Source organism: Pseudomonas sp. CP-1, assembly GCF_021213715.1.
Taxonomy (GTDB): Bacteria; Pseudomonadota; Gammaproteobacteria; order Pseudomonadales; family Pseudomonadaceae; genus Pseudomonas; species Pseudomonas aeruginosa.
In genome coordinates this window covers 105,659-130,775 of sequence record NZ_JAJQKY010000003.1, presented here as the reverse complement: position 1 = coordinate 130,775, position 25,117 = coordinate 105,659, and the positions used below count along the sequence as shown (strand labels likewise).

Sequence of the window (25,117 nt, the reverse complement as noted above, 5' to 3'; positions counted from 1 at the left end):
ACATCCGGCCATGTCCCGGGTGTCCTTTGCCTGATGCAGGAGATGCACGATGGATATGAACCGTCGGCAATTCTTCAAGGTCTGCGGTATAGGCCTTGGAGGATCGAGCCTTGCGGCGCTCGGGATGGCCCCCACGGAGGCCTTCGCCGACCAGGTCCGCCACTTCAAGCTGGCGCACACGGTCGAGACCCGCAACACCTGTACCTACTGTTCGGTCGGTTGCGGCCTGATCATGTACAGCCAGGGCGACGGCGCCAAGAACGTCGCGCAGAACATCATCCACATCGAGGGCGACGCCGACCATCCGGTCAACCGCGGCACCCTCTGCCCGAAAGGTGCCGGCCTGCTGGACTACATCCACAGCCCGAACCGCCTGAAGTATCCGGAAGTGCGCGAGGCCGGCTCCAGCGAGTGGAAGCGCATCGAGTGGGACGAAGCCCTCGAGCGCATCGCCAAGCTGATGAAGGAAGACCGCGACGCCAACTTCGTCGAGAAGAACGAGCAGGGCCAGACCGTCAACCGCTGGTTGACCACCGGCTTCCTCGCCGCGTCCGCCTCGTCCAACGAAGCCGGCTACATCACCCACAAGGTGGTGCGTTCCCTCGGCATTTTGGGATTCGACAACCAAGCGCGTGTCTGACACGGCCCGACGGTGGCAAGTCTTGCCCCGACGTTTGGCCGTGGAGCCATGACCAACCACTGGACCGACATCAAGAATGCCGATCTGGTGCTGATCATGGGCGGCAACGCCGCCGAAGCCCACCCATGCGGATTCAAATGGGTCACCGAAGCCAAGGCGCACAACAAGGCGCGGCTGCTGGTGGTCGATCCGCGTTTCACCCGTTCCGCCTCGGTCGCCGACTACTACGCGCCGATCCGGACCGGCACCGACATCGCCTTCCTCGGCGGCCTGATCAACTATCTGCTGGAAAACGACAAGATCCAGCACGAATACGTGCGCAACTACACCGATGTCTCGTTCATCGTGAAGGAAGGCTTCAGCTTCGAGGACGGCCTGTTCAACGGCTACGACGCCGAGAAGCGGACCTACCCGGACAAGTCCTCCTGGGGCTACGAGATCGGTGAGGACGGCTATGCCAAGGTCGACCCGACCCTGACCCACCCGCGCTGCGTGTTCAACCTGCTCAAGCAGCACTACAGCCGCTACACCCCGGACGTGGTGAGCAACATCTGCGGTACGCCGAAGGACATGATGCTCAAGGTCTGGGCGGAAATCGCCGAGACCTCCAAGCCGGGCAAGGTCATGACCATCATGTACGCCCTGGGCTGGACCCAGCACTCGGTAGGCGCGCAGATGATCCGCACCGGCGCGATGGTCCAGCTGCTGCTGGGCAACATCGGCATGCCCGGCGGCGGCATGAACGCCCTGCGCGGCCACTCCAACATCCAGGGCCTGACCGACCTCGGCCTGCTGTCCAACTCGCTGCCGGGCTACCTGACCCTGGCGATGGACGCCGAGCAGGACTACGACGCCTACATCGCCAAGCGCACGGCCAAGCCGCTGCGCCCGGGACAACTGTCCTACTGGCAGAACTACGGCAAGTTCCACGTCAGCCTGATGAAGGCCTGGTTCGGCAAGTCGGCGACCAAGGAAAACAACTGGTGCTACGACTGGCTGCCCAAGCTCGACATGCCGGGCGCCGGCTACGACGTGCTGCGCTACTTCGACATGATGTACCAGGGCAAGGTCAACGGTTACTTCTGCCAGGGCTTCAACCCCATCGCCTCGTTCCCCAACAAGGCCAAGGTCGGCGCCGCGCTGGCGCGCCTGAAGTGGATGGTGGTGATGGACCCGCTGGTGACCGAGACCTCGGAGTTCTGGCGCAACGTCGGCGAGTACAACGACGTCGACACCGCCAGCATCAAGACCACGGTGTTCCGCCTGCCCACCTCCTGCTTCGCCGAGGAAGACGGCTCGATCGTCAACAGCGGCCGCTGGTTGCAGTGGCACTGGAAGGGCGCCGAGCCGCCGGGCCAGGCGCGTCCGGACATCGCCATCATGGCCGGGCTGTTCCACCGCCTGCGCGAGATGTACCGCAAGGACGGCGGGGCCTTCCCCGACCCGATCCTTGGCCTCGACTGGTCCTACCTCAAGCCCGACGAACCGGGCCCGGACGAACTGGCCCGGGAGTTCAACGGCAAGGCCCTGAGCGACCTGGTCGACCCGGCCAACGGCATGATCCTGGCCAAGGCCGGCGAGCAGTTGCCGGGCTTCGCCCTGCTGCGCGACGACGGCAGCACGGCGAGCGGCTGCTGGATCTTCGCCGGCTCCTGGACCCAGCAGGGCAACCAGATGGGCCGCCGCGACAACAGCGACCCCTACGGCATGGGCCAGACCCTCGGCTGGGCCTGGGCCTGGCCGGCGAACCGGCGGATTCTCTACAACCGCGCCTCGGCCGACGTCAGCGGCAAGCCGTGGGACCCGGAGAAGAAGCGCCTGGTGTGGTGGAACGGCAAGTCCTGGGGCGGCACCGACGTGCCCGACTACAAGGCCGACGTACCGCCGGAAGCCGGGATGAACCCGTTCATCATGAACCCCGAAGGGGTGGCCCGCCTGTTCGCCGTCGACAAGATGGCCGAAGGCCCGTTCCCCGAGCACTACGAGCCGTTCGAGACGCCGATCGGGGTGAACCCCTTGCACCGCGACAACCGCAAGGCGATCAGCAACCCGGCGGCACGGGTGTTCAAGAACGACATGGAACTGTTCGGCACGGCCGACGAGTTCCCCTACGCGGCGACCACCTACCGGCTCACCGAGCACTTCCACTACTGGACCAAGCACTGCCGGCTGAATGCGATCACCCAGCCCGAGCAGTTCGTCGAGATCGGCGAGGCGCTGGCCAAGGAGCTGGGCATCAATGCCGGCGACAAGGTCAAGGTCTCCTCCAACCGCGGCTACATCAAGGCGGTGGCGGTGGTGACCAAGCGCATCCGCCCGCTGCAGGTGGACGGCAAGACCGTGCACCATGTCGGCATCCCGATCCACTGGGGCTTCGCCGGCATGGCGCGCAACGGCTTCCTGGCCAACACCCTGACCCCCTTCGTGGGCGACGGGAATACCCAGACGCCGGAGTTCAAGTCGTTCCTGGTCAACGTGGAAAAGGCGTGAGGTGAAACATGAGTAGTCAGGACATCCACGCCCGCTCCGCGACCACCACGCCGATGCCCTCGGTGCGGAACCAGGAGGAAGTGGCGAAACTGATCGATGTGTCCAAGTGCATCGGTTGCAAGGCCTGCCAGGTCGCCTGCTCGGAATGGAACGAGCTGCGCGACGAGGTCGGCCACAACCACGGCACCTACGACAACCCCATGGACCTGACGGCCGACTCGTGGACGGTGATGCGTTTCACCGAGCACGAGAACGAGGCCGGCAACCTCGAGTGGCTGATCCGCAAGGATGGTTGCATGCACTGTGCCGAGCCGGGCTGCCTGAAGGCCTGCCCGAGCCCGGGAGCGATCGTGAAGTACGCCAACGGCATCGTCGACTTCAACCAGGACAAGTGCATCGGTTGTGGCTACTGCATCACCGGTTGCCCGTTCGACATCCCACGGATCTCGCAGAAGGACCACAAGGCCTACAAGTGCAGCCTGTGTTCCGACCGCGTCTCGGTGGGCATGGAGCCGGCCTGCGTGAAGACCTGCCCGACCGGCGCCATCGTCTTCGGCAGCAAGGAGGACATGAAGGAACACGCCGCCGAACGCATCGTCGACCTGAAGAGCCGCGGTTACGAGAACGCCGGCCTGTACGACCCCGAAGGGGTGGGCGGCACCCACGTGATGTACGTGCTGCACCACGCCGACAAGCCGTCGCTCTATGCCGGCCTGGCCGACCAGCCGAGCGTCAGCCCGCTGGTCAGCCTGTGGAAGGGCGTGACCAAGCCGCTGGCGCTGTTGGCCATGGGCGCCACGGTGCTCGCCGGGTTCTTCCACTATGTGCGCGTCGGTCCCAACCGCGCGGACGACGAGGAAGACCACGGGCAAGCCGAGGCACCGGTGCACCAGGTCGATCCGTCGGTACACACCTTTGACCCGCACGAGCGTCGTTGAGCCTGCGCGCGGGCGTTGCCGCCGGTCCTCCGCGACCCGGCGGCAGCGGCGGCGCTCTCGAGGAGTCGGAAATGAAAAATGAAATCCAGCGCTACAACGCCAACGAGCGCAGCAACCACTGGGCCGTGGCGATCCTGTTCTTCATGGCCGGGCTGTCCGGGCTGGCGCTGTTCCACCCGGCGCTGTTCTGGCTGACCAACCTGTTCGGCGGCGGTCCCTGGACGCGTATCCTGCACCCCTTCCTGGGGCTGGCGATGTTCGTCTTCTTCCTCGGTCTGGTGGTGCGCTTCGCTCACCACAACCGGGTGCAGAAGAGCGATATCCAGTGGCTCAAGCAGTGGCGCGACGTGGTCAGCAACCGCGAGGAGAACCTCCCGGAAGTCGGCCGCTACAACGCCGGGCAGAAGCTGCTGTTCTGGGTGCTGCTGCTGAGCATGTTGACCCTGCTGGTCACTGGCATCGTGATCTGGCGCCAGTACTTCAGCGCCTGGTTCGGCATCGAGGCGATCCGCCTGTCGGCGCTCCTGCACGCCTTCGCCGCCTTCGTCCTGATCGCCAGCATCATCGTGCACATCTACGCCGGCATCTGGGTCAAGGGCTCGATGGGCGCGATGCTCTACGGCAAGGTCAGCCGCGCCTGGGCGCGCAAGCACCATAATGGCTGGCTGAAGGAAGTCGGCAAGGGCGAGGAGCACTGACTCGTATAGTGTCGCCATCGCCCGACCGGAGGCCCCAGCGATGGGGCCTTTGCATTCATTCCGCGCCCCTCCGGGCGCCCGATCGTTGCGGCGCGGCCCACCGGCCCGCCGGCGCAGACCCGAGGAGTTCCCGTGTCACGCACCATTCTTCAGCCGGGGCAGATCGAAGCCGCCGCCAACATTCCCCCGCACCTGCACCAGCCGTCGCGCGACCTGTTCGCCCTCCGCGGCGAGCGCCTGCTGCAACTGGCCGAGGGGCACCCGATGGGCGACTACCTGCGCCTGGTCGCCGGTCTCTGCCGGCTCCAGCAGGCGCTGCTGGACAACCCGCCGGCGCTGGCCCCGCTCGACCCCGAGCGCCTGCGCAAGAGCCGCGAGCACGGCATGCCGCCGCTGGCCTACGACCTGCTGGTGCGCGAAGGCGCCTGGCTGCCCTGGCTGGATGCCCTGCTCGCGGGCTACCCGGCACCGGCCAACGCCGCCGTCGGCGCGGCACTCGAACAATTGCGCGAAGCCGACGAAGGCCAGCGCAAGGCCTGGGCCATCGCCTTGCTCAGCGGTCAGTTCGACCTCCTGCCGGCGGCCCTGGTGCCGTTCCTCGGCGCCGCCCTGCAAGTAGCCTGGAGCCATTGGCTGCTGGGACTGGAGGAGGGCGCGGTGGTCGAGACCGAGAGCCGGACCTTGTGCCCCGCCTGCGGCTCGCCGCCGATGGCCGGGATGATCCGCCAGGGCGGCAAGGAAACCGGTCTGCGCTACCTGAGCTGCTCGCTGTGCGCCTGCGAATGGCACTACGTGCGAATCAAGTGCAGCCACTGCGAGGAAAGCAAGCACCTGACCTACCTGTCCCTGGAGCATGACGGGCAGCCGGCGGAAAAGGCCGTGCTGCGCGCCGAGACCTGCCCCAGTTGCCAGGGCTACCTGAAGCAGTTCTACCTGGAGTTCGACCGCCACGCCGATGCCCTTGCCGATGACCTGGCCAGCCTGGCGCTGGACATGCGCCTGGCCGAGGACGGCTACCTGCGGCGTTCGCCGAACCTGTTGCTGGCCCCCGGCGGCGAATAGCCGAAGACGCTGCGGGCATGCGCCGACGCGTCTATGATGGGCGTGTCGGTGACCCTACCCTGTGGATAAGGTTTCTCCATGAGTTCCGTTCGCTTGCCTTCGGTCGACCGCCTGCTGCGCAGCGCGGCGGCCGCTCCCCTGCACCAGCGCTACGGCCGCGAGGCGTTGCTGGCGACCCTCCGCGACCTGCTCGACGAACTGCGCGAGCCGGCCCGACGCGGTGCCCTCGCCGAGATCGAACTGAGCGAGGCGGTGCTCGCCGGGCGCGCCGGCGAACGCCTCGCCGCGCAGCATGCCAGCCGCGTACGGCGGGTGTTCAACCTGACCGGCACGGTGTTGCATACCAACCTCGGCCGCGCCCTGCTGCCGGACGAAGCCATCGAGGCGATCACCCTGGCCGCGCGCTACCCGCTGAACCTGGAGTTCGACCTGGCCAGCGGCAAGCGCGGCGACCGCGACGACCTGATCGCCGGGCTGATCCGCGAACTCACTGGCGCCGAGGCGGTCACCGTGGTCAACAACAACGCGGCAGCGGTGCTGCTGGCGCTGAACAGCCTGGGGGCGCGCAAGGAAGGGATCATCTCGCGCGGCGAGCTGATCGAGATCGGCGGCGCCTTCCGCATTCCCGACATCATGGCCCGCGCCGGCGTGCGCTTGCACGAGGTGGGCACCACCAACCGCACCCACGCCAGGGACTACGAAGCCGCCATCGGCCCGCGCAGCGGCCTGCTGATGCGCGTGCATACCAGCAACTACAGCGTCCAGGGCTTCACCGCCAGCGTGCCCACCGCGCAACTGGCGGCCATCGCCCATGGCCACGGCCTGCCGCTGCTGGAAGACCTCGGCAGCGGCACCCTGGTGGACCTGACCCGCTGGGGCCTGCCCAAGGAACCGACGGTGCAGGAAGCCCTGGCCGACGGCGCCGACATCGTTACCTTCAGCGGCGACAAATTGCTCGGCGGGCCCCAGGCCGGGCTGATCCTCGGCAACCGCGAACTGATCGGGCGGATCAAGAAGAACCCGCTCAAGCGCGCCCTGCGCGTCGACAAGCTGACCCTCGCCGCCCTCGAGGCGGTGCTCGGCCTGTACCGCGATCCGGACCGCCTCGCCGAACGCCTGACCACCCTGCGCCTGCTCAGCCGCCCGGCGGCGGAGATCCGCGCCCAGGCCGAGCGTCTGGCGCCGGCGCTGGGCGAGGCGCTCGGCGAGGGCTGGGAGGTCGCCGCGGTCGACGCCCTGGGCATGATCGGCAGCGGCGCGCAGCCGGTGGCGCGGCTGGCCAGCGCTGCGCTGTGCCTGCGTCCGCGGCAGCCCAGGCGCCTGCGCGGACGCGCCCTGCGCAACCTCGAGGAAGCCCTGCGCGGGCTGCCGCTGCCGGTGATCGGTCGGCTCGACGACGACGCCCTCTGGCTCGACCTGCGCCAGCTCGACGACGAGCCGGCGTTCCTCGCCCAGTTGCCGCGACTGCGGAGCGAGCTGTCGTGATCGTCGGCACCGCCGGGCACATCGACCACGGCAAGACCTCGCTGCTGCGTGCCCTCACCGGCATCGAGGGCGACCGCCGCCCGGCCGAGCGCCAACGCGGGATCACCATCGACCTGGGCTACCTCTACGCCGACCTTGGCGACGGCAGCCCCACCGGCTTCATCGACGTGCCCGGTCACGAGCGCTTCGTCCACAACATGCTGGCCGGCGCCAGCGGCATCGATTGCGTGCTGCTGGTGGTGGCCGCCGACGACGGCCTGATGCCGCAGACCCGCGAGCACCTGGCGATCGTCGAACTGCTCGGTATCCGCCGGGCGCTGGTGGCGCTGACCAAGATCGACCGGGTCGAGCCGCAGCGGGTGCAGCAGGTGCGGACCCAGGTCGAACACCTGCTGGCCTCCGGCCCGCTGGCGCGCTCGCCGATCTTCCCGCTCTCCAGCAGCACCGGGGAGGGCGTCGCGGCGTTGCGCGAAGCACTCGGCGGGCTCGCCGGCGAAGTCCGCGAGCGTAGCCGCGAGGGATACTTCCGCCTGGCGGTGGACCGGGCCTTCAGCGTCGCCGGCAGCGGCATCGTGGTCACCGGCACGGCCTTCTCCGGACAGGTCGCGCTGGGCGACGAACTGCTCCTCGGCAACGCCGGACGGCCGGTGCGGGTGCGCGGCCTGCACGCGCAGAACCGGCCCGCGCAACAGGCCTGGGCCGGCCAGCGCGTGGCCTTGAACATCGCCGGCGAGCGCCTTGCGCTGGAACAGATCCAGCGCGGCGACTGGCTGCTGCAGGCAGCGCTGCACGCGCCGACCACGCGGGTCGACATCGACTTCCGCCTGTTGCCCGACGAACTCCGCGACTTCACCCACTGGACCCCGGTGCACCTGCACCTGGGCACCCAGGACGTCACCGGACGCCTGGCCCTGCTCGAAGGCGAACAACTGGAGCCTGGCCACCGCGCCTTCGCCCAACTGGTGCTGAACGCGCCGATCCAGGCCCTGCACGGCGACCGCCTGGTGCTGCGCGACCAGTCGGCGCAGCGCACCCTTGGCGGTGGGCGGGTGCTCGACGGCGCCGCGCCGGCGCGCAACCGACGAACGCCGGCACGTCTGGCACAGCTCCAGGCGCTGCGCCAGGAAAGCCTGGAGGAGGCGCTGCCGACCTTGCTCGGCGCGGCCGAGAACGGCCTCGACCCGCAACGCCTGGTGCAATCCTTCAACCGCCCGCGCGAGCACTGGCGGCTGCCGGAAGAGGTGGTCGAGGTGCAGACCCGCCTCGGCCCCCGGTTGTTCGCCGGGGAGCGCTGGTTCGCCCTGGTCGAGCAACTGCTCGCCGGCCTGCGGCGCTTCCACGAAGAGCTACCGGACGAACTCGGTCCCGACCGCGACCGCCTGCGTCGCTACGCCCTGCCGCAGCTGGAGCGGCCGGTGTTCATCGCCCTGCTCGAGGCCGCCCTGGCCGGCGGCGACGTGCACAGCAGCGGGCCCTGGCTGCACCTGCCCGGCCACGAAGTGCGCCTGAGCGATAGCGAGGAGCAACTGCGCGCGCGCCTCTGGCCGCTGCTCGAAGCCGGCCGCTACGACCCGCCCTGGGTTCGCGACCTGGCCCGCGAGCTGCGCCAGGACGAAGCCGCCATGCGCAACCTGCTGCGCAAGCTGGCGCGCCTGGGCCAGTTGCAGCAGGTGGTGCGCGACCTGTTCTACCCGGAAGCCACCCTGCGTCAATTGGCCGAGATCGCCGTGCAGGTCCGCGACCCCGCCGGGCTGATCCGCCCGGCGGAATTCCGCGACCGCCTGGGCATCGGCCGCAAGCGCAGCATCCAGATCCTCGAGCACTTCGACCGCATCGGCCTGACCCGCCGCATCGGCAACGACCGTCGCCTGCGCGAGGGCTCGGCGCTGGCCGAACAGTTGCTCGGCGGCGTCTCGCCCTGAGTCTCAGGGGCCGACGCGCTGCCCCTGGCTCAGGCACTCGATGAACAGCGCGAACAGTTCCGACTGCGAGCCGACTTCCAGCTTGGTGTAGAGATTCTTCCGGTGCATGCGCACGGTCTCCGGGGAGATGTCCATCAGCCGCGCGCTGGATTTCGCCGAGTGGCCGCTGAGCAGCAGGTGGCAGGCCTCGCGTTCGCGGTCGGTGAGCACGCCGCGACCGAAGCCGCGCAGCACTTCCTGAAGGCGCGGGGCGAGGTCGGCCTGCGGGTTCGGCGAGAGGTTGGCGCGGCCGGCGCAGAACTGCCGGGCCAGCTCCAGCACCGGCGGCGCCAGGCCGGCGAGGGCGGCGACCTGGGCGTCGCTGTAGCGGCTCGCCGAAAGGCCGTTGTAGAGACAGATCGAGAGCTTCTCGGTGGGGCCGAGGTCGAGGATGTAGTAGACGTCCTCCACCGCTCCGGCGCCGAGGTAGTAGGTCTGGTAGTAGGCGCTCTGGAAGAAGTCGTCGGGGGCGATCTCGCCGAGGGTGTAGAAGCCTTCCGGAAGGCCTTCCTCCACCGCCAGGCAGAAAGGGTCGAGCAGGTAGCCGCGGGAGAAGTAGCGGCGGATGATCGCCTCGCGGAAGCGCTCGGCGATGCCGCGCTCGTAGAGCAGGGTGGGCGCGTGGCCCTTGCGTTCCAGGCTGATCATGCTCGACTCGATCGGCACCAGTTGGTGGATGGCGTCGACCAGCGCGGCGAGGAAGTCGGGTTGGCGCAGGCGCCGGATCGCCAGCGCCAGGTGTTCGTGCCAGCGGTCGAGGGCGTTCGGGGCGATGGCCTGCATGGACGGTACGGCTCGTTCTTGTCGTTGTCGCCGCAGGATAGCAAGCCGCGTCGGCCGCACCCAGCGCTTACCCCAAAATGGGGTATGGCCCGCCGCGCGGTGCTCTTGCACCCTCGGAGCATCCATCCGAGAAGAGCGACAGCCCGATGAACGCAAGACTGCACGCCACGTCCCCCCTCGGCGACGCCGACCTGGTCCGTGCCGACCAGGCCCACTACATGCACGGCTACCACGTGTTCGACGACCACCGCGTCAACGGCTCGCTGAACATCGCCGCCGGCGACGGCGCCTATATCTACGACACCGCCGGCAACCGCTACCTCGACGCGGTGGGCGGCATGTGGTGCACCAACATCGGCCTGGGGCGCGAGGAAATGGCTCGCACCGTGGCCGAGCAGACCCGCCTGCTGGCCTATTCCAATCCCTTCTGCGACATGGCCAACCCGCGCGCCATCGAACTCTGCCGCAAGCTCGCCGAGCTGGCCCCCGGCGACCTCGACCACGTGTTCCTCACCACCGGCGGTTCCACCGCCGTGGACACCGCGATCCGCCTCATGCACTACTACCAGAACTGCCGCGGCAAGCGCGCCAAGAAGCACGTCATCACGCGGATCAACGCCTACCACGGCTCGACCTTCCTCGGCATGTCGCTGGGCGGCAAGAGCGCCGATCGGCCGGCCGAGTTCGACTTCCTCGACGAGCGCATCCACCACCTCGCCTGTCCCTACTACTACCGCGCTCCGGAAGGACTGGGCGAGGCCGAGTTCCTCGATGGCCTGGTGGAGGAGTTCGAACGCAAGATCCTCGAACTGGGCGCCGACCGGGTGGGGGCGTTCATCTCCGAGCCGGTGTTCGGCTCCGGCGGCGTGATCGTCCCGCCCGCGGGCTACCACCGGCGGATGTGGGAGCTGTGCCAGCGCTACGACGTGCTGTACATCTCCGACGAAGTGGTGACCTCCTTCGGCCGCCTCGGCCACTTCTTCGCCAGCCAGGCGGTGTTCGGCGTACAGCCGGACATCATCCTCACCGCCAAGGGCCTCACCTCCGGCTACCAGCCGCTGGGCGCGTGCATCTTCTCCCGGCGCATCTGGGAGGTGATCGCCGAGCCGGACAAGGGCCGCTGCTTCAGCCATGGTTTCACCTACTCCGGCCACCCGGTGGCCTGCGCGGCGGCGCTGAAGAACATCGAGATCATCGAGCGCGAGGGCCTGCTCGCCCACGCCGACGAGGTCGGCCGCTACTTCGAGGAGCGCCTGCAAAGCCTCCGCGACCTGCCCATCGTCGGCGACGTGCGCGGGATGCGCTTCATGGCCTGTGTCGAGTTCGTCGCCGACAAGGCGAGCAAGGCGCTGTTCCCGGAAAGCCTGAACATCGGCGAGTGGGTCCACCTGCGGGCGCAGAAGCGCGGCCTGCTGGTTCGTCCGATCGTCCACCTGAACGTGATGTCGCCGCCGCTGATCCTCACCCGCGAACAGGTCGATACCGTGGTCCGGGTGCTGCGCGAGAGCATCGAGGAAACCGTGGAGGACCTTGTCCGCGCCGGTCACCGGTAAGCGCCGGGGCGCCGCCGGCGCCCCACCCGAACATTCAGGAGAACCCCAATGGACGACAACAAGAACAAGGTCCTGCGGTTGCGCGATGTGGTGCTCTACACGGTCTCGGCGATGCTCTTCATGGACCAGATCGCCCTGGCTTCTTCCCTCGGTCCGTCGAGCCTGTTCTGGTGGCTCTACGTTCTGCTCCTGCTGTTCCTGCCGATGGCCATGATGACCTCCGAGCTGGGCACCGCCTTCCCCGCCAACGGCGGCGTCTACCACTGGGTGCGTAGCGCCTTCGGCTTCCGCTGGGGGGCCCGGGTGTCATGGATGTACTGGGTCAACAACGCACTGTGGATGCCTTCGGTCTACACCTTGTTCGGCAGCATGCTCGGCGCCTTCTATTTCCCCGAGCTGAGCCTCTGGGGCAAGATCGCCATCGGCATCGCCCTGGCGCTGCTCACCGCGGCGTTCAACGTGGTCGCGCTGCGCCTGGGCAAATGGCTGCCGAACCTCGGCGCGCTGCTCAAGCTGCTCGCGGTGCTCGCCCTGGGCGTCGGCGGCCTGCACCACGGCTGGAACCATGGCTTCGCCAACGACTTCAGCCTGGACTCCATCGTCCCGTCCTCGCCGGGCCAGATGGCCGCGCTGGGAGTGATGGTCTACGGCATCATGGGGACCGAGCTGGCCTGTTGCAGCGCCGCGGAGATGCGCAACGCGCGCCGCGACATCCCGTGCGCGGTGCTGATCTCCGGGCTGATCGTCGGCGCCTTCAATATCTTCGGCACCCTCGGCGTGCTGGCCGCGGTACCGGCCGAGGAAACCGACGTCACCCGGATCTTCGCCCACACCCTCTACAACATCTACGGCCACGACGGCGCCGGCGGGATGCTCGCCGACCTGGTCGGCGCCTTCGTCCTGTTCACCCTCTTCACCAACATGGTCACCTGGAGCATGGGCACCAATCGTGCCGCGGTGGAAGCGGCCAAGGCCGGCGAGCTGCCGGCGCTGTTCGGTGTGGTCCATCCACGCCACGGCACGCCGATCGGCTCGGCGGTGCTGGCCTCGACGGTGAGCATCGTCCTGCTGCTGCTCTACGGCCTGGTGGCGCACACTGCCGAGGAACTGTTCTGGACCCTGCTGTCGATCTTCGCCATGGTCTTCATGATGCCCTACGTGCTGATGTGCCTGGCCTTCGTCCGCCTGCGCCGCGCCGACCCGCGCCCACGGCCCTACCGGATGCCGCTGGGCGACCGCCTGGCCAGTCTCTGGGCGCTGTTCGTCGCGCTGCATGTGCTGGCCGGCATCGGCCTGTTCGTCGTCACCCCAGGCGCGCCGATGGACTGGGCCTACGCCGGCAAGATCGTCGGCGGCGTGGCGCTGGCCCTGGCCGTGGGCGAACTGCTGATCCGCCAGGCGGCGCGAAGGCGCGGCGTGATGTCTCTGCGCGGTGCCTACGGTTGAGGAGCGGCCCTGTCGCAACAGCGCCTATGGCGTTAATGTGCCGTTAACGCCCTTGGTGGGTAATGGGTCGCAGCGCAACACGGAGAAGGTCGTCATGTCCGAACGAGAGCACTGGCAACGGGTATACGAGAGCAAGCCGTCCGACGCGGTGAGCTGGTTCCAGGCCGAGGCCACGCTGTCCCTCGACCTGATCCGACGCATCGGCGCGCCCCGCGAGGCGGCGATCATCGATGTCGGCGGCGGCGCCTCGACCCTGGTCGACGGCCTGCTCGCCGAAGGCTTCGGCGACCTGACGGTGCTCGACCTTTCCGACGCCGCCCTGCGCGTCGCCCGCAACCGCCTCGGCGCGCGCGGCGAAGAGGTGCGCTGGATCGCCGGCGACATCACCGGCGTCGACCTGCCGGAAGCCACCTACGATGTCTGGCACGACCGCGCCGTGTTCCACTTCCTTACCACTGCCGAAGCCCGCCGCGCCTACGTGCGCCAGGTGATGAAGGCGGTCCGCCACGGCGGCCATGTGATCGTCGCCACCTTCGCCGCCGACGGCCCGACCGAATGCAGCGGCCTGCCGGTCATGCGCTACGACGCCGACGAACTGCACGCCGAGTTCGGCTCCGCCTTCCAGCTCACCGAGCACCGCGACGAACACCACGTCACTCCCGCCGGCCGGGTCCAGCACTTCGTCTACTGCCATTGCCTGAAACGCCTGTGAAGCGCTCCGTGGCTGGGCTACGCTCTGCTCGCCCGGCCATGCGAACGACTTTCCATGACATCCGGCATTTCTTCTTCGGACCCCGGCCTGATAAGCTCCCGTCTCGAGGAAAACCTCTTGCAAATCAAAGAGGAAGGCAATCACGCCCGGTGGCGTGGCCGGACTTCAAATCCGGTGGGGGACGGCAGCCGTTCCTGGGTGGGTTCGACTCCCACTGCCTTCCGCCAATTCTCCAGCCTGTAGCCCTTGCGGCTCTAGGCTTCCAGAAAATCCCCCAGTCTCTCAAAACACTCAGTGTCGAAAAAGTGTCGAAGGACTTTCAGTGCGGTGCGCTCTCGCCAGCCTGCATCCAGGACGGGATATCGTTCATGCCGTGGAGTACGCGCCACACATCGATGTGGTCGTCGCGCTCGACATAGAAAACCAGGTAGGGATAGCGCTTGAGTGGCCAGCAATGCAGCCCCGGCAAATCCAGCTCATGGGCGTAGCGGGATGAGCCGCTGGCAGGGTGACGGGCAATATGGGCGTATGCCTTTTCCAGTGCATCGATGAACCCCAGAGCAGCCTGTTCGGCATCTTCGCTGAGGTAGTAATCGACAGCCGCTTCAACGTCCTGATTGGCGAGTACGCGTGGTATGACGGGCTTCGCCTTCATCCCCGAGCCTTACGGACCCGTGTGCGAAGCGATTCGAAGTAGTCACCGTCGGCAGGTCCCGCAGGCACCGACTCCGCGCCGGCGATCAGCAGGCCCCGCAGACGCTGACGGTCCTGATCCTTGCGAATCAGCTCGCGCACGTACTCGCTGCTGGTGCCGTAACCACGCTGGCTGACCTGCTCATCGACGAAGTTCTTGAGCGTATCCGGCAGGGAAATGTTCATCGTGCTCATGGGACCAGTCTCTCTGGAATGGCAAAATTTGCCAAAGCATACTAACACTCGTGATCCTTCCCGGCATCGAGCAGGTGACGAAAGTCTTTCAGCGGGCCGAGTCTGATCACCTCTTGCAGGAAGTCCGGGGCGAGGTGCGCATACCGCATGGTCAGGGTCAGCGACGAGTGCCCGAGAATCTTTTGCAGGGTCAGGATGTTGCCGCCGTTCATCATGAAGTGCGAGGCGAACGTGTGGCGGAGCACATGCGATTTCTGCCCACGAGGGAGGGCGACACCGGACATTTTCACGGCGAAGTCGAAGCTGTCGCGGCAGTTGGAGAACTTGCCGTAGCGGCGCAGGTGCGACTACAGGCGTTGTTCCAGTTCTGGAGGTATCGGGACCGAGCGACGACGCTTTGACTTCGTGTTGACGAATTGCACCGCACCATCCCGGACCCGATCCAGGGTCAGCCCTTGCGCCTCGCTACGTTTGGCTGGGGGTGGCGCTTTCGTCGCCGCGAAGCCGTAAGATAACGCGCTTCATGGCGCGCCCGGCGAACGGGTGCGCACCCTTGCCTCGGGAGAACAGGGATGGCCGAGATCAATCCGCTTTCAACGGACCTGCAACAGCAACTGGCGGACTTGCAGGCACAGGGGCTCGCCTTGCTTGGCGTCGCCGCGGACGAGACACCGGCGCAGATCGTCGCCGCCGTCACCGACTACGTGCGCGATGCGAGGGAGCAGGGGTGCAGCCTCGACGACGAGGCGGTCTTCGCCCTCGGCGCTCTGATCGGGGCGCAGTACGTGCGTGGCCTCGGCTGGCACTGGGGCGACGTGACCTGGGACGGCGACCCGGACAGCGCCGCCGTCGGCGTGCTCAGCCCCGACGAATCGCTGTTCAACAACCCCATCGGCTGGGTAAGCCAGATCGCCGAAAGCGACGGCGGGGTGCCGTTCATGCTCAGCTACAACATGATCCTGGCCAACCAGGTGCCGCTGTTCGAGCGGGGCAGCGCCACCGGTCTCTATTGAGCATGCAGGCGGATCGCCGCGACGCGCCGGCGCATCCCGCCAGGCGGGGCCGACAACCTGAACGGCCGGCGTCAGGCGCCGCGACCCGCCGAGCAGCGCCAACCGGCGAACGAGGTGCGGGTGACCGTGGTGGCACAGACGCTGCCTCTGAAGGACCGCGCCTGTGGCGTTTTCCAGGAAGGCAGCCTGGAACGACGCGACTGCCGAGCCCATATCGGGCTGCAATTCCGTGATTGAGTGGGCTGCGGGTTCGCGACTCGGCTGGCCTTCCTGGGAACACTTCTGAGGTTTTCGCATGACGGATCTTGAACACGCGGTGGAAAGCAACCGACGCGCCTGGGACGCGTCCGCCGACAGTCACCTGCGTGGCAGCGGCTGGCAGGAATTGTCGCTGGCGGTACAGGAAACCGGCTTTAGTTGCCTGGACGAGACCCTGGCTGGCGTGCTGCGCAATCTGGACCTGGCCGGCAAGGCGGCGATCCAGGTCGGCTGCAACAACGGCCGGGAAGTGCTTTCGCTGTACGCCTTCGGCGTTGCGCGGGCGGTGGGGATCGACCAGTCCGCCGCCTTCCTCGCCCAGGCGCGACACCTGGCCGAGCGCTCGCCGCACCAGCCGCGTTTCGTCGAAGCCAATGCCTACGAGCTGCCGGCCGAGCTGAACGGTCAGTTCGACCTGCTGCTGATCACCATCGGTGTGCTCAACTGGATGCCCGACATCGCGCGCTTCTTCGCCTCGGTGAGCGGCCTGCTGAAGCCGGGCGGGCAATTGGCGATCTATGAAACCCACCCGTTCCTGGAGATGCTCGAACCTGAGTCGGAGCGACCGTTCGAACTGCGCAACGACTACTTCACCGACACGCCCCACGTATCCCGGGAGGCCATCGTCTACGAAGGCAGCGGCAGCGATACCGGCATCGCCAGCTACTGGTACGTCCACCCGCTCGGCGACATCCTCGGCGGGCTGCTCGGCGCCGGCCTGCGCCTGAGTCACTTCAAGGAGTACCCGCACTCGAACCGCGAGGAACTCTACGACCTCTACGAGGACGGACCGTTGGCGATCCCGATGTGCTACACGCTGGTCGCGGTCAAGGCATGACTCGCGTCGAGGCCGAGCGAGGCGCGCCGCTGCGTGTGGTGGTGGTCGGCACCAGCGGGGCCGGGAAGTCGACCTTCTCCGCCGCGCTGGCCGCCAGGCTGGGTTGTACGCATGTCGAACTCGACCGACTCTACTGGGGCCCCGGCTGGCAAGCCGTGCCCCACGAACGCTTCGAGCACGCCGTGGAGCAGGCGACGACGGGGCCGCGCTGGGTCGCCGACGGCAACTACAGCGCCGTCCGCGAGCTGCTCTGGGGCCGCGCCACCCACGTGGTATGGCTGAATTTCGGGCGCTGGACGGTGTTCTCCCGGGTCCTTCGCCGCACCCTGGCCCGGAGCCTGCTGCGCACCCGCCTGTCCCACGGCAATCGTGAATCGCTGCGGATGGCGTTCTGCTCCAGGGATTCGATCCTGCTCTGGTCATGGACCACCTTCGCAGGCAACCGCCGCAAATACACCGGCCTGCGCGAGGATCCGCGGTTCGCGCATTTGCGCTGGGTGGAGGTTGGCGAGCCGGGGAGGGTGGGGGAGGTGATCGAGAGGTTGGTGGAAGCCGTGCTCGCACAGTCGCAGTAGTGAGCGAAGCACGCTATCCGCCTCAGTCCTGGGGCTTGCTTACCCGGCTGCGCAGCAACTCGAAATAGGCTGTATCGGCGGGGCCGCCTGGCGTCGATTCCGCGCCGGCGACCAGCGTTTCACGCAGTTCCCTGGCGTGCATTTCGCGTTCTCCCCTTACCAGGCCACTCTGTATCATTGGGTGCCGCGTCGCCGCCAGCGCCCGGCCGAGAATCCTTGCGACGACCTCGTCCTTGCCACGGGTATAGGCCTCGCGGTCGGTGGGGTAGCGGCGGGCCAGGGCGTGCTTGGTTTCGGCGTAGAGGTGGGCGTCGTCGGGGTGGTTGCGCAGCCAGTCGCGGAACAGCAGGTAGCGGTCGGCCTGGGCCAGGGGCATGACATGGACATGGTGGGTGCGGCCATGGCCGAAGGGCGGCATGCCTTTGACGAAGAACATCCGCTGGGTGTTCGGGTTCTCGCGCCAGAACTGGTAGCCGAGGCCCTCCAGCGGGGCTACCAGCCGCTGCGGATCGTGGCCGGGCGGCGGCAGCAGGAGGATGTCGATGATCGGCTTGGCGTCGAGCCCGGGCACCGCGGTGCTGCCGACATGCTCGATGCCCAGCCCGGGCAGCGCCAGTGCCGTGCGGATGGCCTCGGCTTCGGCGGCGAAGCGTTGTGGCCAGGCGGGGTCGGCGGGCAGCACCTCGATGCGGTCGTCGTCGGCGTTGCTCCAGCGTTGGCCGTCGAAGCGGGGCGGTTGGGGTGAGGACATGGCGGACTCCGGGGATATGCGGGAGATTGGCGGCGATGGGGAGCTGGGGTAGGGCGAATAACGCCAGCGGCGTTATCCGCCTTCCGCGAGCGGGGTGCGGGTAAAACCCGGGAGTCTCAGAAGTCCAGCGCCTGCACCCCTGGATGCTGCGGATCGAACCCATCCAGGCGCATGCGCTCGGCGAATGCCTCCCGCGCCGCGTCTCCCTGGAGAAACGCTCCCCGCGCCGAGGCCCAGTCGTCCGGTTGCAGCCGCACCATCCAGCCCTCGCCGTAGCAATCCCGGTTGATCAGCGCCGGGCGCTTGACCACCGCCGGGTTGCTCGCCAGCAGGGTCCCGGCCAACGGGCTGCGGGCCGAGGAGGCAGCCTTGGCGAACTCGACCACGCCGAAGCTGCGGTCGCGTTCGATGTGCCAGCCGTCGCGCTTGGGGGTGAAGGCGAAGATTTCGCCATACAACGCGCAGCCGTAGGCGCTCAGGCCCAGGGTCAGGCTGCCGTCGACTTCCTCGCGCAGCCACAGGTTGTAGTCCGGGGCGTAGAACAGCCCGTCGGGGAATTCCAGGCCGTGCAGGTTCGCGCTCATAGGGTCAGCACCCGCTCGGATTCGAGGATCAGCCGTGCCAGTTCGCCGCCGCTGGAGATTTCGTCGAGTTCCTCGATCAGTTCGCTTTCGTCGATGTTCACCCCGGGTTGGCGGCACATCAGCAGGCGCGCGCCGGCCTCGCGGGCCTGGCGGATGAAGTGGCGCAGCGGCTCGCCGCCGTCCAGCGCGCGCAACTGGTCGGCGACGGCGCGGCGGGCCAACTGCACGCCTTCGCCGCTGAGGAACAGGGTCACCTCGGCGTCCATGCAGGCCAGCAGGGTGGCGGTGTGGAAGGGCGCGGCGCAGCGGGCCGGGGTGCTCGGGCCGCTGGAGACGATGATGAGGACGCGCTGGGCGTGGGTGTCAGGGTTCAAGGGGCTTGTCCATCTGGATCAGCGCCACGCGCCGGCCGTCCGGATCGTGGCGTTCGGCGATGGCGCGCGGCTGGTAGCCGAGCTGGGTATAGAGCAGCAGTCCGGCGGCGTTGGCGTTGAAGCAGGAAATTTTCATCAGGCGCGCTTTGTACTGTTCGCGGGCGAGGTTTTCCATGACCCCGATCAGGTAGCGGGCCACGCCCAGGCCGCGCGCGGCGGGCGCCACCATCATGTTGCCGAGGGCGCAGAAGTCGCCGTGCTGCCACTGGTAGAAGTTGGCGAAGCCGACCACCTGTCCGTCGTGCACGGCCACGGTGCTGCCGCGACGTTCGGCGATGGCGGCGGCCAGTTGGGCGACGCTGAACGGCCAGATCGCCTTGGGGTAGCAATAGAAGAGTTCGTCGCGGTCCTGGGGGAAGCCGGCGACCGTCTCCAGGTCGCCGGTCTCCGCCGGGCGGTGGCTGAGCTGCATGTCAGCGCGGCGGGTATTGCGACATGACTTTCTGCACCGTCTCGCGGATCGCCTGCTCGCGCTCGGCCGGGCTCGGCGGGCTGGTGCGCATGATCTGCTCGCCGCTGCCGCGCCAGACCAGCTTGCCGTCCTTGCCGTCGAACAGGTCGACCTGGAGGGTGGCAACCTTGTAATTCACGGTGCGCGTCTCGGCCATCGCCGGGCCGCCCCAGTACCCTCCCCAGTAGCCGCCCCAGTAACCGCCGCCGTAGTTGGTGGTGATCTGGTCCTGGCGATCGTCGACGATCAGGTAGGCGCGCACCGTGACGTCGCCCCTGGCGTTGCCCTGGGCCGGACGCAGGCCGCGCTGGTCGAGCTGCTGGGCGACGGCTTCGCGGATGCGTTGCTCGGTGAGGTCGCTCTTGATGCGTGGGTCGTCGGGGCGGTATTCGAAGGCGGGTTGCGACCAGCTCCAGCTACGGTAGGCGGCGAAGTCGCGGGAGCTGTCGAAGTCGCGGTCGAGCTGGGTGGTTTCGCAGGCTGCGAGGCTGAGGAGCAGGCCGAGCAGCAGGATTCGGCGGATCATGGTTTTTCTCCAGTCAGAGTTGACATCCAAGCTCAGTGCCGGATGAAAGGCAAGAGGAAACGCGGGTTTGAAGCGTCTCCACAAGTAACGTTGGCGAGCACCCGCCCTATAGGGCGCGACGGGAGAATGAAATGAATCGAAGTATTGCGATCCTGCTGCTGGGCCTGTCGCTGACCGGCTGCGTCGAGGCACGCTCGGTGGTACCGGCGGATGGCCCGGGCCCGCTGCTGGTGGCCCATCGCGCCGGCACCGCGGACTACCCGGAGAATACCCTGCTGGCGATCCGCAAGGCGCTGGACAACGGCGCCGACGCGCTATGGCTGTCGGTGCAGTTGAGCGCCGATGGCCATCCGGTACTCTATCGCCCCGCTGACCTGGCGGTCCTGACCCAGGGCGCCGGCGCGGTCGGCCAGTCGAGCCTGGCCGAGCTGGCGCGCTTGAACGCCGGCTATATGTTCAAGGCCGAGGACGGCAGCTATCCCTACCGCCAGAAGCCGCTGCGGATTCCGACGCTGCGCCAGGCGCTACGGGCGATCCCGCCGCAGGTGCCGGTGTTCCTCGACATGAAGTCGCTGCCGGTGGAGCCGCTGGTCGATGCCGTGGCCGGCGAGCTGGAACGGCAGAAGGCCTGGTCGCGGGTGCGTTTCTATTCCACCGAGAAGGCCGCCAACGACTACCTGACGCAGCGCTACGCGGACCGCGCGCGACAGTTCGAAAGCCGCGATGCGACGCGCAACCGCCTGGTCGGCCTGGCCTTCGGCGAGCGCTGCGAGGCACCGCCGGCCGGCGGCACCTGGATGGGCATCGAGCTGCGCCGCGAACTGACGGTGACCGAGCGCTTCACCCTTGGCGAGTCCTCCTACAAGGTGCCGGCGGCGCAGTTGTGGACGCGCAAAGCGATGGACTGCGTGCGCCGCGAGCCGGTGAAGGTGGTGATGTTCGGCATCGAGACCGCCGAGGACTACCGCACCGCGCGCGCCCTGGGCGCCGACGCGGTGATGAGCAACTCGCCCAGGAAGATGGAGGCGATCCGCCGCCGGGTGCTCGCCGATCAGCCCGGCGGGTAGCTCGACAGCGCCCGTTTCACCGCTTCGCGCAGGGCCTTGGCCTGTTCGCTGACGGAGTCGCCGGAGTCGAACTCGGCGCTGTTGCCCCACACCGGCTGGCCGCTGCGGGCGTCGTTCAGCTCGACGCGGACCACGGTGACCTGCACGGTGTAGCTGCGGGTCACCGGGTAGCTGGCGCCATAGCCGTACCAGGGATCGCGCCAGCCGCCGTAGTTGCCGTAGTAGCCGCCGTAGTAGTCGGTGACCTGGCGGGTGCGCAGTTCGTTGCGCAGGAACGCGCTGACCTGCAGGTCGGCCGCGCTGCCCGGCCGCGCCGGGCGCAGGCCGCGCTGGTCGAGCTGCTGGCTGACGGCGTCGCGCAACTGGTTGTCGTCCAGGCCCTGGGGAAAGCCGCTGACCCCGGCGGCGGCCCAGCTCCAGCTACGGTAGCGGGCGTAGTCGCGCGGCGCCGCCGGGTAGGTGCCGGGATCGAGGCCGGGATTGGCCGCGGCGGCCGGCTGCGGCGGGTAGGGCAGGGAGCTGGCGCGGTAGGGATTGTCGCCCTGGCAGGCGCCGAGGGCGGCCAGGCTGGCGAGTAACGGCAGGATCAACAGTCGCGATTGCATGCTCGACGCTCCGTGGCCGCGCTACGTCGGCGGCCCTTGCAGGCTCAGACTGCATTCTGCGCCTTTCATTGCGGGCGGCACAGCCAGTGCAGGTAGCGGCCAAGCCCGGCAAAGGCCGGGTGGCGGCGGTAGGCCAGTTCCATTTCCACCAGGTCGAGCCGTTCGGCCTTGGCCTGGAACTCGCTCGGCATGTAGTCGTGGAACACCCGCACGCCGCTGCGCGCCTCGATGCGCCAACGCGCTGCCAGCGCCTGTTCCAGCTCGCGCGGGTCGAGCGGGCGCTGCGGGGTCAGGCTCTGCCCCTCGCCGGCGAAGCGCTCCTTGCGCAGCTTGCGGAAGTGGCCCTTGAGCAGGTTGCGGTAGATCAGCGCGTCGCGGTTGTAGAAGGCCAGCGACAGCCAGCCGCCGGGTGCGCAGAGTTGGTGCAGCACCGGCAGGATCGCATGGGGTTCGGCCAGCCACTCGAGCACGGCGTGGCAGAGCACCAGGTCGTAGGGCTCGGTGAGCTGGCCGAGCAGTTCCTGCCAGGGCGCCTGGATGAATTCGGCGGCCTGCCCGGCTTCGGCGAAGCGCTGGCGGGCGCCGTCGAGCATGGGTTGCGCTGGCTCGGCGAGGGTTACGCGGTGGCCGCGAGCGGCCAGCCAGAGCGACATGTGGCCGAGCCCGGCGCCGATGTCGAGGACCCGCAGAGGTCGCTCCGGGAGGGCCTCGGCGAGGTCGGCCTGGAGTACCGCGAGGCGGATCGCACCCTTGGCGCCGCCGTAGATCTTTTCGGCGAAGCGCGTCGCCAGTTCGTCGAAGTGGCGGTCGCTCATGGCAGGAAGCGCCGTTCGCAGTCGGCCAGCTTGGCGCGCACTACCTGTTCCAGGTCGAGGCCGGTTTCCCCGCAGAACAGCAGCAGATAAAGGACGATGTCGCCAACTTCCTGGCCAGCGTGTTCGAGCTGCTCGGCCGACAGCGTGCGCGACTGGTCTTCCGTCAGCCACTGGAAGATCTCCACCAGTTCGGCCATCTCGACGCTGGCGGCCATGGCCAGGTTCTTCGGGCTGTGGAATTGGCGCCAGTCGTTGCGGTCGCGGATGGCGTGCAGGCGCGCGGTGAGTTCGTGCAGGTCCATGGGGGATTCTTCGCGGTGGCGGTAAGCAGCCGCATAGCTTCGGGCTTTGCGCCCGAAGCTTCAAGGCATGGCGGACCGGCGTCAGCCCTGTAGCCGGCTCCAATGCCCGGCCATGTGCGGCAGGTCGTCCTTGCCGCGCAGGCTGAACTGGCCGTCCGCCGCCGCCGCGCTGGCCAGCAGGGTGAGGCTGGCCGGCAGCAGCACCGGCTTCTGGAAGCGCACCTCGACCCGATAGCCCGAGGCCGGCAGCCGCTCGCCGAGGGCGGCCAGGCTGCGAGCCTTGTTCCACAGGCCGTGGGCGATGGCGCGGGGAAAGCCGAACAGCTTGGCGCTGGGCGCCGACAGGTGGATCGGGTTGTAGTCGCCGGCGGCACGGGCATAGCGCCGGCCGATGTCGGCGGGCGCCTTCCAGTTGTCGGCCGGCTCCAGCGGCAGCGGCTCCTGCTCGGCTTTCGGCGGAATCTCGCCGGGCAGCTTGACGCCGCGGCAGAGCACCTTGCTGTCGCCGACCCAGAGCAGGCCAAGCTGGTCTTCCAGGCGGGTGACGATGCTGAAGGTGGCGCCCTTGTCGTGCGGTTGCAGGTTTTCCACCGCGACGCTCACGGTGAACGGGCCGAGGCCGCCGAGCGCGCGCAGCACGTCGATGCGGTTCTCCAGGTGGACCAGACCGAGCAGCGGGAAGGGGAAGCGCTTGTCGGTGAGCAGCGCCATCTGCAGCGGGAAGGCGAGGATGTGCGGGTAGGTCGGCGGCAGCAGGCCGTCGTCGCGGAAGCCGCAGACCTGGCGGTAGCGCTCGAGGTGCTTCGGGTCCACCGTGACCTGGCTGCGCAGGCCGCGCTCGGGCAGGGCCTTGCCGCGGATGCCGCGGCGCAGTGCGGCGCGCAGGAACAGGCCGGGCAGGGCGGGTGGGGCGGGCAGGTCGAGCCAGGCGGTGGGCATTGGACATCTCCTCGAAATAGGTGGCTGTCAGCTTAGTCGAGCACCCGCAGCAGGCATTGGCCGCCTGGCCGACGCCGCTGGCAGGGCGGTCAATCGGCTCCGGAATGCGTCTGCATCGAGATTTTCGACCACGCCGGCGGCTAGTCGATCTGAGGGTTTTTCCGTCATGCGGGATGGGTTATTTCTATGGCCTCTCCTTGAGAGGGGATGGCAAAGCTGCCTAAGATGGGCCCGCCCCATGGATAACTAGAAAAAACACCATGCGTGATCTGACCGACGATGTAGCGCTGATGCGCCCGGTGATCGACGCCCTGCGCGCCAGCGGCTGCGATCCGGACCGGGTCCTGGTCCGTGTCGGGCTGCCGCCGGGTGGCCTGCCGGCCGGCCGTTTCCCCCATTCCGCACAGAACCTGTTCTGGAAGGCCGCCGCCGACGAGTGCGGCGAAGAGCATGTCGGCCTGCACCTGGCCGAGCACCTGCCGGCGTTCCACGGCCTGCTCCTGGAATACCTGTTCCTCTCCAGCGATACCTTCGGCGCCGGCCTGCGCCATTCCCTGCGCTACGTACGCCTGCTGTCCGACACCCTGCAGGCGCAACTGGAGGTGGAGGGCGAGCGCGCGGTGCTGTCGCTGGGCGAATCGCCGGCGATCAACCGCCACTTCCCGGAAATGCTCGCCGGCGCGGTGATCCGCCTGTTCGGCGCGCTCACCGAGGGTGAGTTCAAGCCGCTGGAAGTGCAACTGATGAACGAAACCGGCGCGCCGATGGAGCGCTACCGTGCGGTCTACGGCTGCCCGACGATCCTCGGCATGCCGCGCTACGCGCTGGTATTCGATGCCGCGGTGCTGGACAAACCCTCGCGCCACGCCGCCCCGGAACTGCTGCGCATGCACGAGTCGCTGGCGCGCCGGCAACTGGCCGAAGTGGAGCGCCTGGACCTGGTGCGCCAGGTCCGCGAACTGATCGGCGAGTTGCTGGTGGACGGAGGCGCCACCCTGGAGCAGGTCGCCGCGCGCCTCGGCATGCCGGCCCGACGTCTGCGCGAACGCCTGGCGATGGCCGGAGTGCGCTTCAACGACCTGGTCACCGACTACCGCTGCCGACTGGCCAAGGAACTGCTGCTGAAGACCGACGAGCGCATCGAAGTGATCGTCGAACGCACCGGGTTTTCCGAGCCGAGCACCTTCTATCGCGCGTTCAAACGCTGGGTCGGCGAGACGCCGGTGGAGTTCCGCCGGCGCGGGCAGCAGGGGCGCGGGTAGGGCCTGTCCGAAGGGGCTACCGGTGGTTTCCCGGTGCAGGG

Annotated in this window: 26 protein-coding genes, 1 tRNA gene and 1 pseudogene; 15 read left to right on the top strand and 13 right to left on the bottom strand. The window is 68.1% G+C overall.

Annotated features, from left to right (window positions below):
• Positions 1–49 precede the first annotated feature (49 nt).
• The 6 genes from fdnG to selB all read left to right on the top strand — a co-directional run bounded on the left by fdnG (position 50) and on the right by selB (position 9,235).
• On the top strand, positions 50–3,130 hold the full coding sequence (fdnG, locus tag LT948_RS07580; protein ID WP_023518136.1) for a formate dehydrogenase-N subunit alpha: 3,081 nt from the start codon (positions 50–52) through the stop codon (positions 3,128–3,130).
• 8 nt (positions 3,131–3,138) lie between these two features.
• Entirely contained in the window at positions 3,139–4,068 is a 930-nt protein-coding gene (gene fdxH, locus LT948_RS07575) for a formate dehydrogenase subunit beta (protein ID WP_003106793.1), read from the top strand.
• 71 nt (positions 4,069–4,139) lie between these two features.
• On the top strand, positions 4,140–4,766 hold the full coding sequence (locus tag LT948_RS07570; RefSeq protein ID WP_003095316.1) for a formate dehydrogenase subunit gamma: 627 nt from the start codon (positions 4,140–4,142) through the stop codon (positions 4,764–4,766).
• Positions 4,767–4,898: 132 nt separating this feature from the next.
• Complete coding sequence (fdhE, locus tag LT948_RS07565) at positions 4,899–5,828, top strand: formate dehydrogenase accessory protein FdhE (protein WP_023092653.1); 930 nt, start codon at positions 4,899–4,901, stop codon at positions 5,826–5,828.
• 78 nt (positions 5,829–5,906) lie between these two features.
• Positions 5,907–7,313, top strand: a complete 1,407-nt coding sequence (selA, locus tag LT948_RS07560) for an L-seryl-tRNA(Sec) selenium transferase (protein WP_023092652.1) — start codon at positions 5,907–5,909, stop codon at positions 7,311–7,313.
• Positions 7,310–9,235, top strand: coding sequence for a selenocysteine-specific translation elongation factor (gene selB, locus LT948_RS07555; protein WP_023092651.1), 1,926 nt, complete (start codon positions 7,310–7,312; stop codon positions 9,233–9,235). The genes selA and selB overlap by 4 nt, the downstream gene beginning before the upstream one ends.
• A 3-nt stretch (positions 9,236–9,238) precedes the next feature.
• On the opposite strand, the gene LT948_RS07550 is transcribed toward selB, so the two are convergent.
• Positions 9,239–9,922, bottom strand: coding sequence for a helix-turn-helix transcriptional regulator (locus LT948_RS07550; RefSeq protein WP_073650767.1), 684 nt, complete (start codon positions 9,920–9,922; stop codon positions 9,239–9,241).
• A gap of 281 nt (positions 9,923–10,203) precedes the next feature.
• Between LT948_RS07550 and LT948_RS07545 the strand changes: the two genes are divergently transcribed.
• The 4 genes from LT948_RS07545 to LT948_RS07530 all read left to right on the top strand — a co-directional run bounded on the left by LT948_RS07545 (position 10,204) and on the right by LT948_RS07530 (position 13,995).
• Positions 10,204–11,610: an aminotransferase gene (locus LT948_RS07545; protein WP_023092650.1), complete on the top strand. Its 1,407-nt coding sequence runs from the start codon at positions 10,204–10,206 to the stop codon at positions 11,608–11,610.
• A 48-nt stretch (positions 11,611–11,658) separates the two neighbouring features.
• Complete coding sequence (locus LT948_RS07540; protein ID WP_003095306.1) at positions 11,659–13,056, top strand: APC family permease; 1,398 nt, start codon at positions 11,659–11,661, stop codon at positions 13,054–13,056.
• Between the two features lie 94 nt (positions 13,057–13,150).
• Positions 13,151–13,768 (top strand): class I SAM-dependent methyltransferase, encoded by a 618-nt coding sequence (locus LT948_RS07535; protein ID WP_003095305.1) that lies wholly within the window; start codon positions 13,151–13,153, stop codon positions 13,766–13,768.
• Positions 13,769–13,899: 131 nt separating this feature from the next.
• Positions 13,900–13,995: transfer RNA gene (locus LT948_RS07530), tRNA-Sec, on the top strand.
• Between the two features lie 92 nt (positions 13,996–14,087).
• Here LT948_RS07530 and LT948_RS07525 read toward each other — a convergent pair.
• The 3 genes and pseudogenes from LT948_RS07525 to LT948_RS07515 all read right to left on the bottom strand — a co-directional run.
• Positions 14,088–14,423 (bottom strand): type II toxin-antitoxin system RelE/ParE family toxin, encoded by a 336-nt coding sequence (locus LT948_RS07525; protein WP_004365404.1) that lies wholly within the window; start codon positions 14,421–14,423, stop codon positions 14,088–14,090.
• Positions 14,420–14,656 carry a type II toxin-antitoxin system ParD family antitoxin gene (locus LT948_RS07520; RefSeq protein WP_016254381.1) on the bottom strand — a complete coding sequence of 79 codons (237 nt, stop codon included), beginning with the start codon at positions 14,654–14,656 and terminating at the stop codon, positions 14,420–14,422. Before LT948_RS07520 ends, LT948_RS07525 begins: the two co-directional genes overlap by 4 nt.
• Before the next feature lie 41 nt (positions 14,657–14,697).
• Positions 14,698–15,132 (bottom strand): annotated as a pseudogene (locus LT948_RS07515) (tyrosine-type recombinase/integrase); the annotation flags it as partial.
• A 168-nt stretch (positions 15,133–15,300) separates the two neighbouring features.
• Between LT948_RS07515 and LT948_RS07510 the strand changes: the two are divergent.
• The 3 genes from LT948_RS07510 (at position 15,301) to LT948_RS07500 (ending at position 17,340) form a co-directional block, all read left to right on the top strand.
• Positions 15,301–15,669 carry a hypothetical protein gene (locus LT948_RS07510; RefSeq protein WP_073657204.1) on the top strand — a complete coding sequence of 123 codons (369 nt, stop codon included), beginning with the start codon at positions 15,301–15,303 and terminating at the stop codon, positions 15,667–15,669.
• Positions 15,670–15,964: 295 nt separating this feature from the next.
• Positions 15,965–16,765 carry a class I SAM-dependent methyltransferase gene (locus tag LT948_RS07505; protein WP_023435665.1) on the top strand — a complete coding sequence of 267 codons (801 nt, stop codon included), beginning with the start codon at positions 15,965–15,967 and terminating at the stop codon, positions 16,763–16,765.
• Entirely contained in the window at positions 16,762–17,340 is a 579-nt protein-coding gene (locus LT948_RS07500) for an AAA family ATPase (RefSeq protein ID WP_023108356.1), read from the top strand. The genes LT948_RS07505 and LT948_RS07500 overlap by 4 nt, the downstream gene beginning before the upstream one ends.
• A gap of 22 nt (positions 17,341–17,362) precedes the next feature.
• On the opposite strand, the gene LT948_RS07495 is transcribed toward LT948_RS07500, so the two are convergent.
• The 5 genes from LT948_RS07495 to LT948_RS07475 all read right to left on the bottom strand — a co-directional run bounded on the left by LT948_RS07495 (position 17,363) and on the right by LT948_RS07475 (position 20,086).
• Positions 17,363–18,091, bottom strand: coding sequence for a GrpB family protein (locus LT948_RS07495; protein WP_004365400.1), 729 nt, complete (start codon positions 18,089–18,091; stop codon positions 17,363–17,365).
• Positions 18,092–18,207: 116 nt separating this feature from the next.
• On the bottom strand, positions 18,208–18,675 hold the full coding sequence (locus LT948_RS07490) for a glycine cleavage system protein H (RefSeq protein ID WP_003095288.1): 468 nt from the start codon (positions 18,673–18,675) through the stop codon (positions 18,208–18,210).
• Complete coding sequence (locus tag LT948_RS07485; protein WP_003095286.1) at positions 18,672–19,049, bottom strand: DsrE family protein; 378 nt, start codon at positions 19,047–19,049, stop codon at positions 18,672–18,674. The genes LT948_RS07490 and LT948_RS07485 overlap by 4 nt, the downstream gene beginning before the upstream one ends.
• Positions 19,039–19,521, bottom strand: a complete 483-nt coding sequence (locus tag LT948_RS07480) for a GNAT family N-acetyltransferase (protein ID WP_003135262.1) — start codon at positions 19,519–19,521, stop codon at positions 19,039–19,041. The genes LT948_RS07485 and LT948_RS07480 overlap by 11 nt, the downstream gene beginning before the upstream one ends.
• 1 nt (position 19,522) lies before the next feature.
• Positions 19,523–20,086, bottom strand: a complete 564-nt coding sequence (locus LT948_RS07475) for a DUF4136 domain-containing protein (RefSeq protein ID WP_003095282.1) — start codon at positions 20,084–20,086, stop codon at positions 19,523–19,525.
• Between the two features lie 131 nt (positions 20,087–20,217).
• Here LT948_RS07475 and LT948_RS07470 point away from each other — a divergent pair, with 131 nt between their 5' ends.
• The gene (locus LT948_RS07470; protein ID WP_003102260.1) at positions 20,218–21,153 is read left to right on the top strand and encodes a glycerophosphodiester phosphodiesterase family protein; all 936 of its coding nucleotides are present in this window, start codon (positions 20,218–20,220) and stop codon (positions 21,151–21,153) included.
• On the opposite strand, the gene LT948_RS07465 is transcribed toward LT948_RS07470, so the two are convergent.
• The 4 genes from LT948_RS07465 to LT948_RS07450 form a co-directional block, all read right to left on the bottom strand.
• Positions 21,138–21,758: a DUF4136 domain-containing protein gene (locus LT948_RS07465; protein ID WP_004365399.1), complete on the bottom strand. Its 621-nt coding sequence runs from the start codon at positions 21,756–21,758 to the stop codon at positions 21,138–21,140. The genes LT948_RS07470 and LT948_RS07465 overlap by 16 nt on opposite strands.
• A gap of 65 nt (positions 21,759–21,823) precedes the next feature.
• Positions 21,824–22,573, bottom strand: a complete 750-nt coding sequence (locus LT948_RS07460; RefSeq protein ID WP_003111303.1) for a methyltransferase domain-containing protein — start codon at positions 22,571–22,573, stop codon at positions 21,824–21,826.
• Positions 22,570–22,875, bottom strand: coding sequence for a nucleotide pyrophosphohydrolase (locus LT948_RS07455; RefSeq protein ID WP_003102255.1), 306 nt, complete (start codon positions 22,873–22,875; stop codon positions 22,570–22,572). The genes LT948_RS07460 and LT948_RS07455 overlap by 4 nt, the downstream gene beginning before the upstream one ends.
• Positions 22,876–22,956: 81 nt before the next feature.
• The gene (locus LT948_RS07450) at positions 22,957–23,814 is read right to left on the bottom strand and encodes a MaoC family dehydratase (RefSeq protein ID WP_004365398.1); all 858 of its coding nucleotides are present in this window, start codon (positions 23,812–23,814) and stop codon (positions 22,957–22,959) included.
• A 260-nt stretch (positions 23,815–24,074) separates the two neighbouring features.
• Between LT948_RS07450 and LT948_RS07445 the strand changes: the two genes are divergently transcribed.
• Entirely contained in the window at positions 24,075–25,076 is a 1,002-nt protein-coding gene (locus LT948_RS07445) for an AraC family transcriptional regulator (protein ID WP_003095270.1), read from the top strand.
• Positions 25,077–25,117 lie beyond the last annotated feature (41 nt).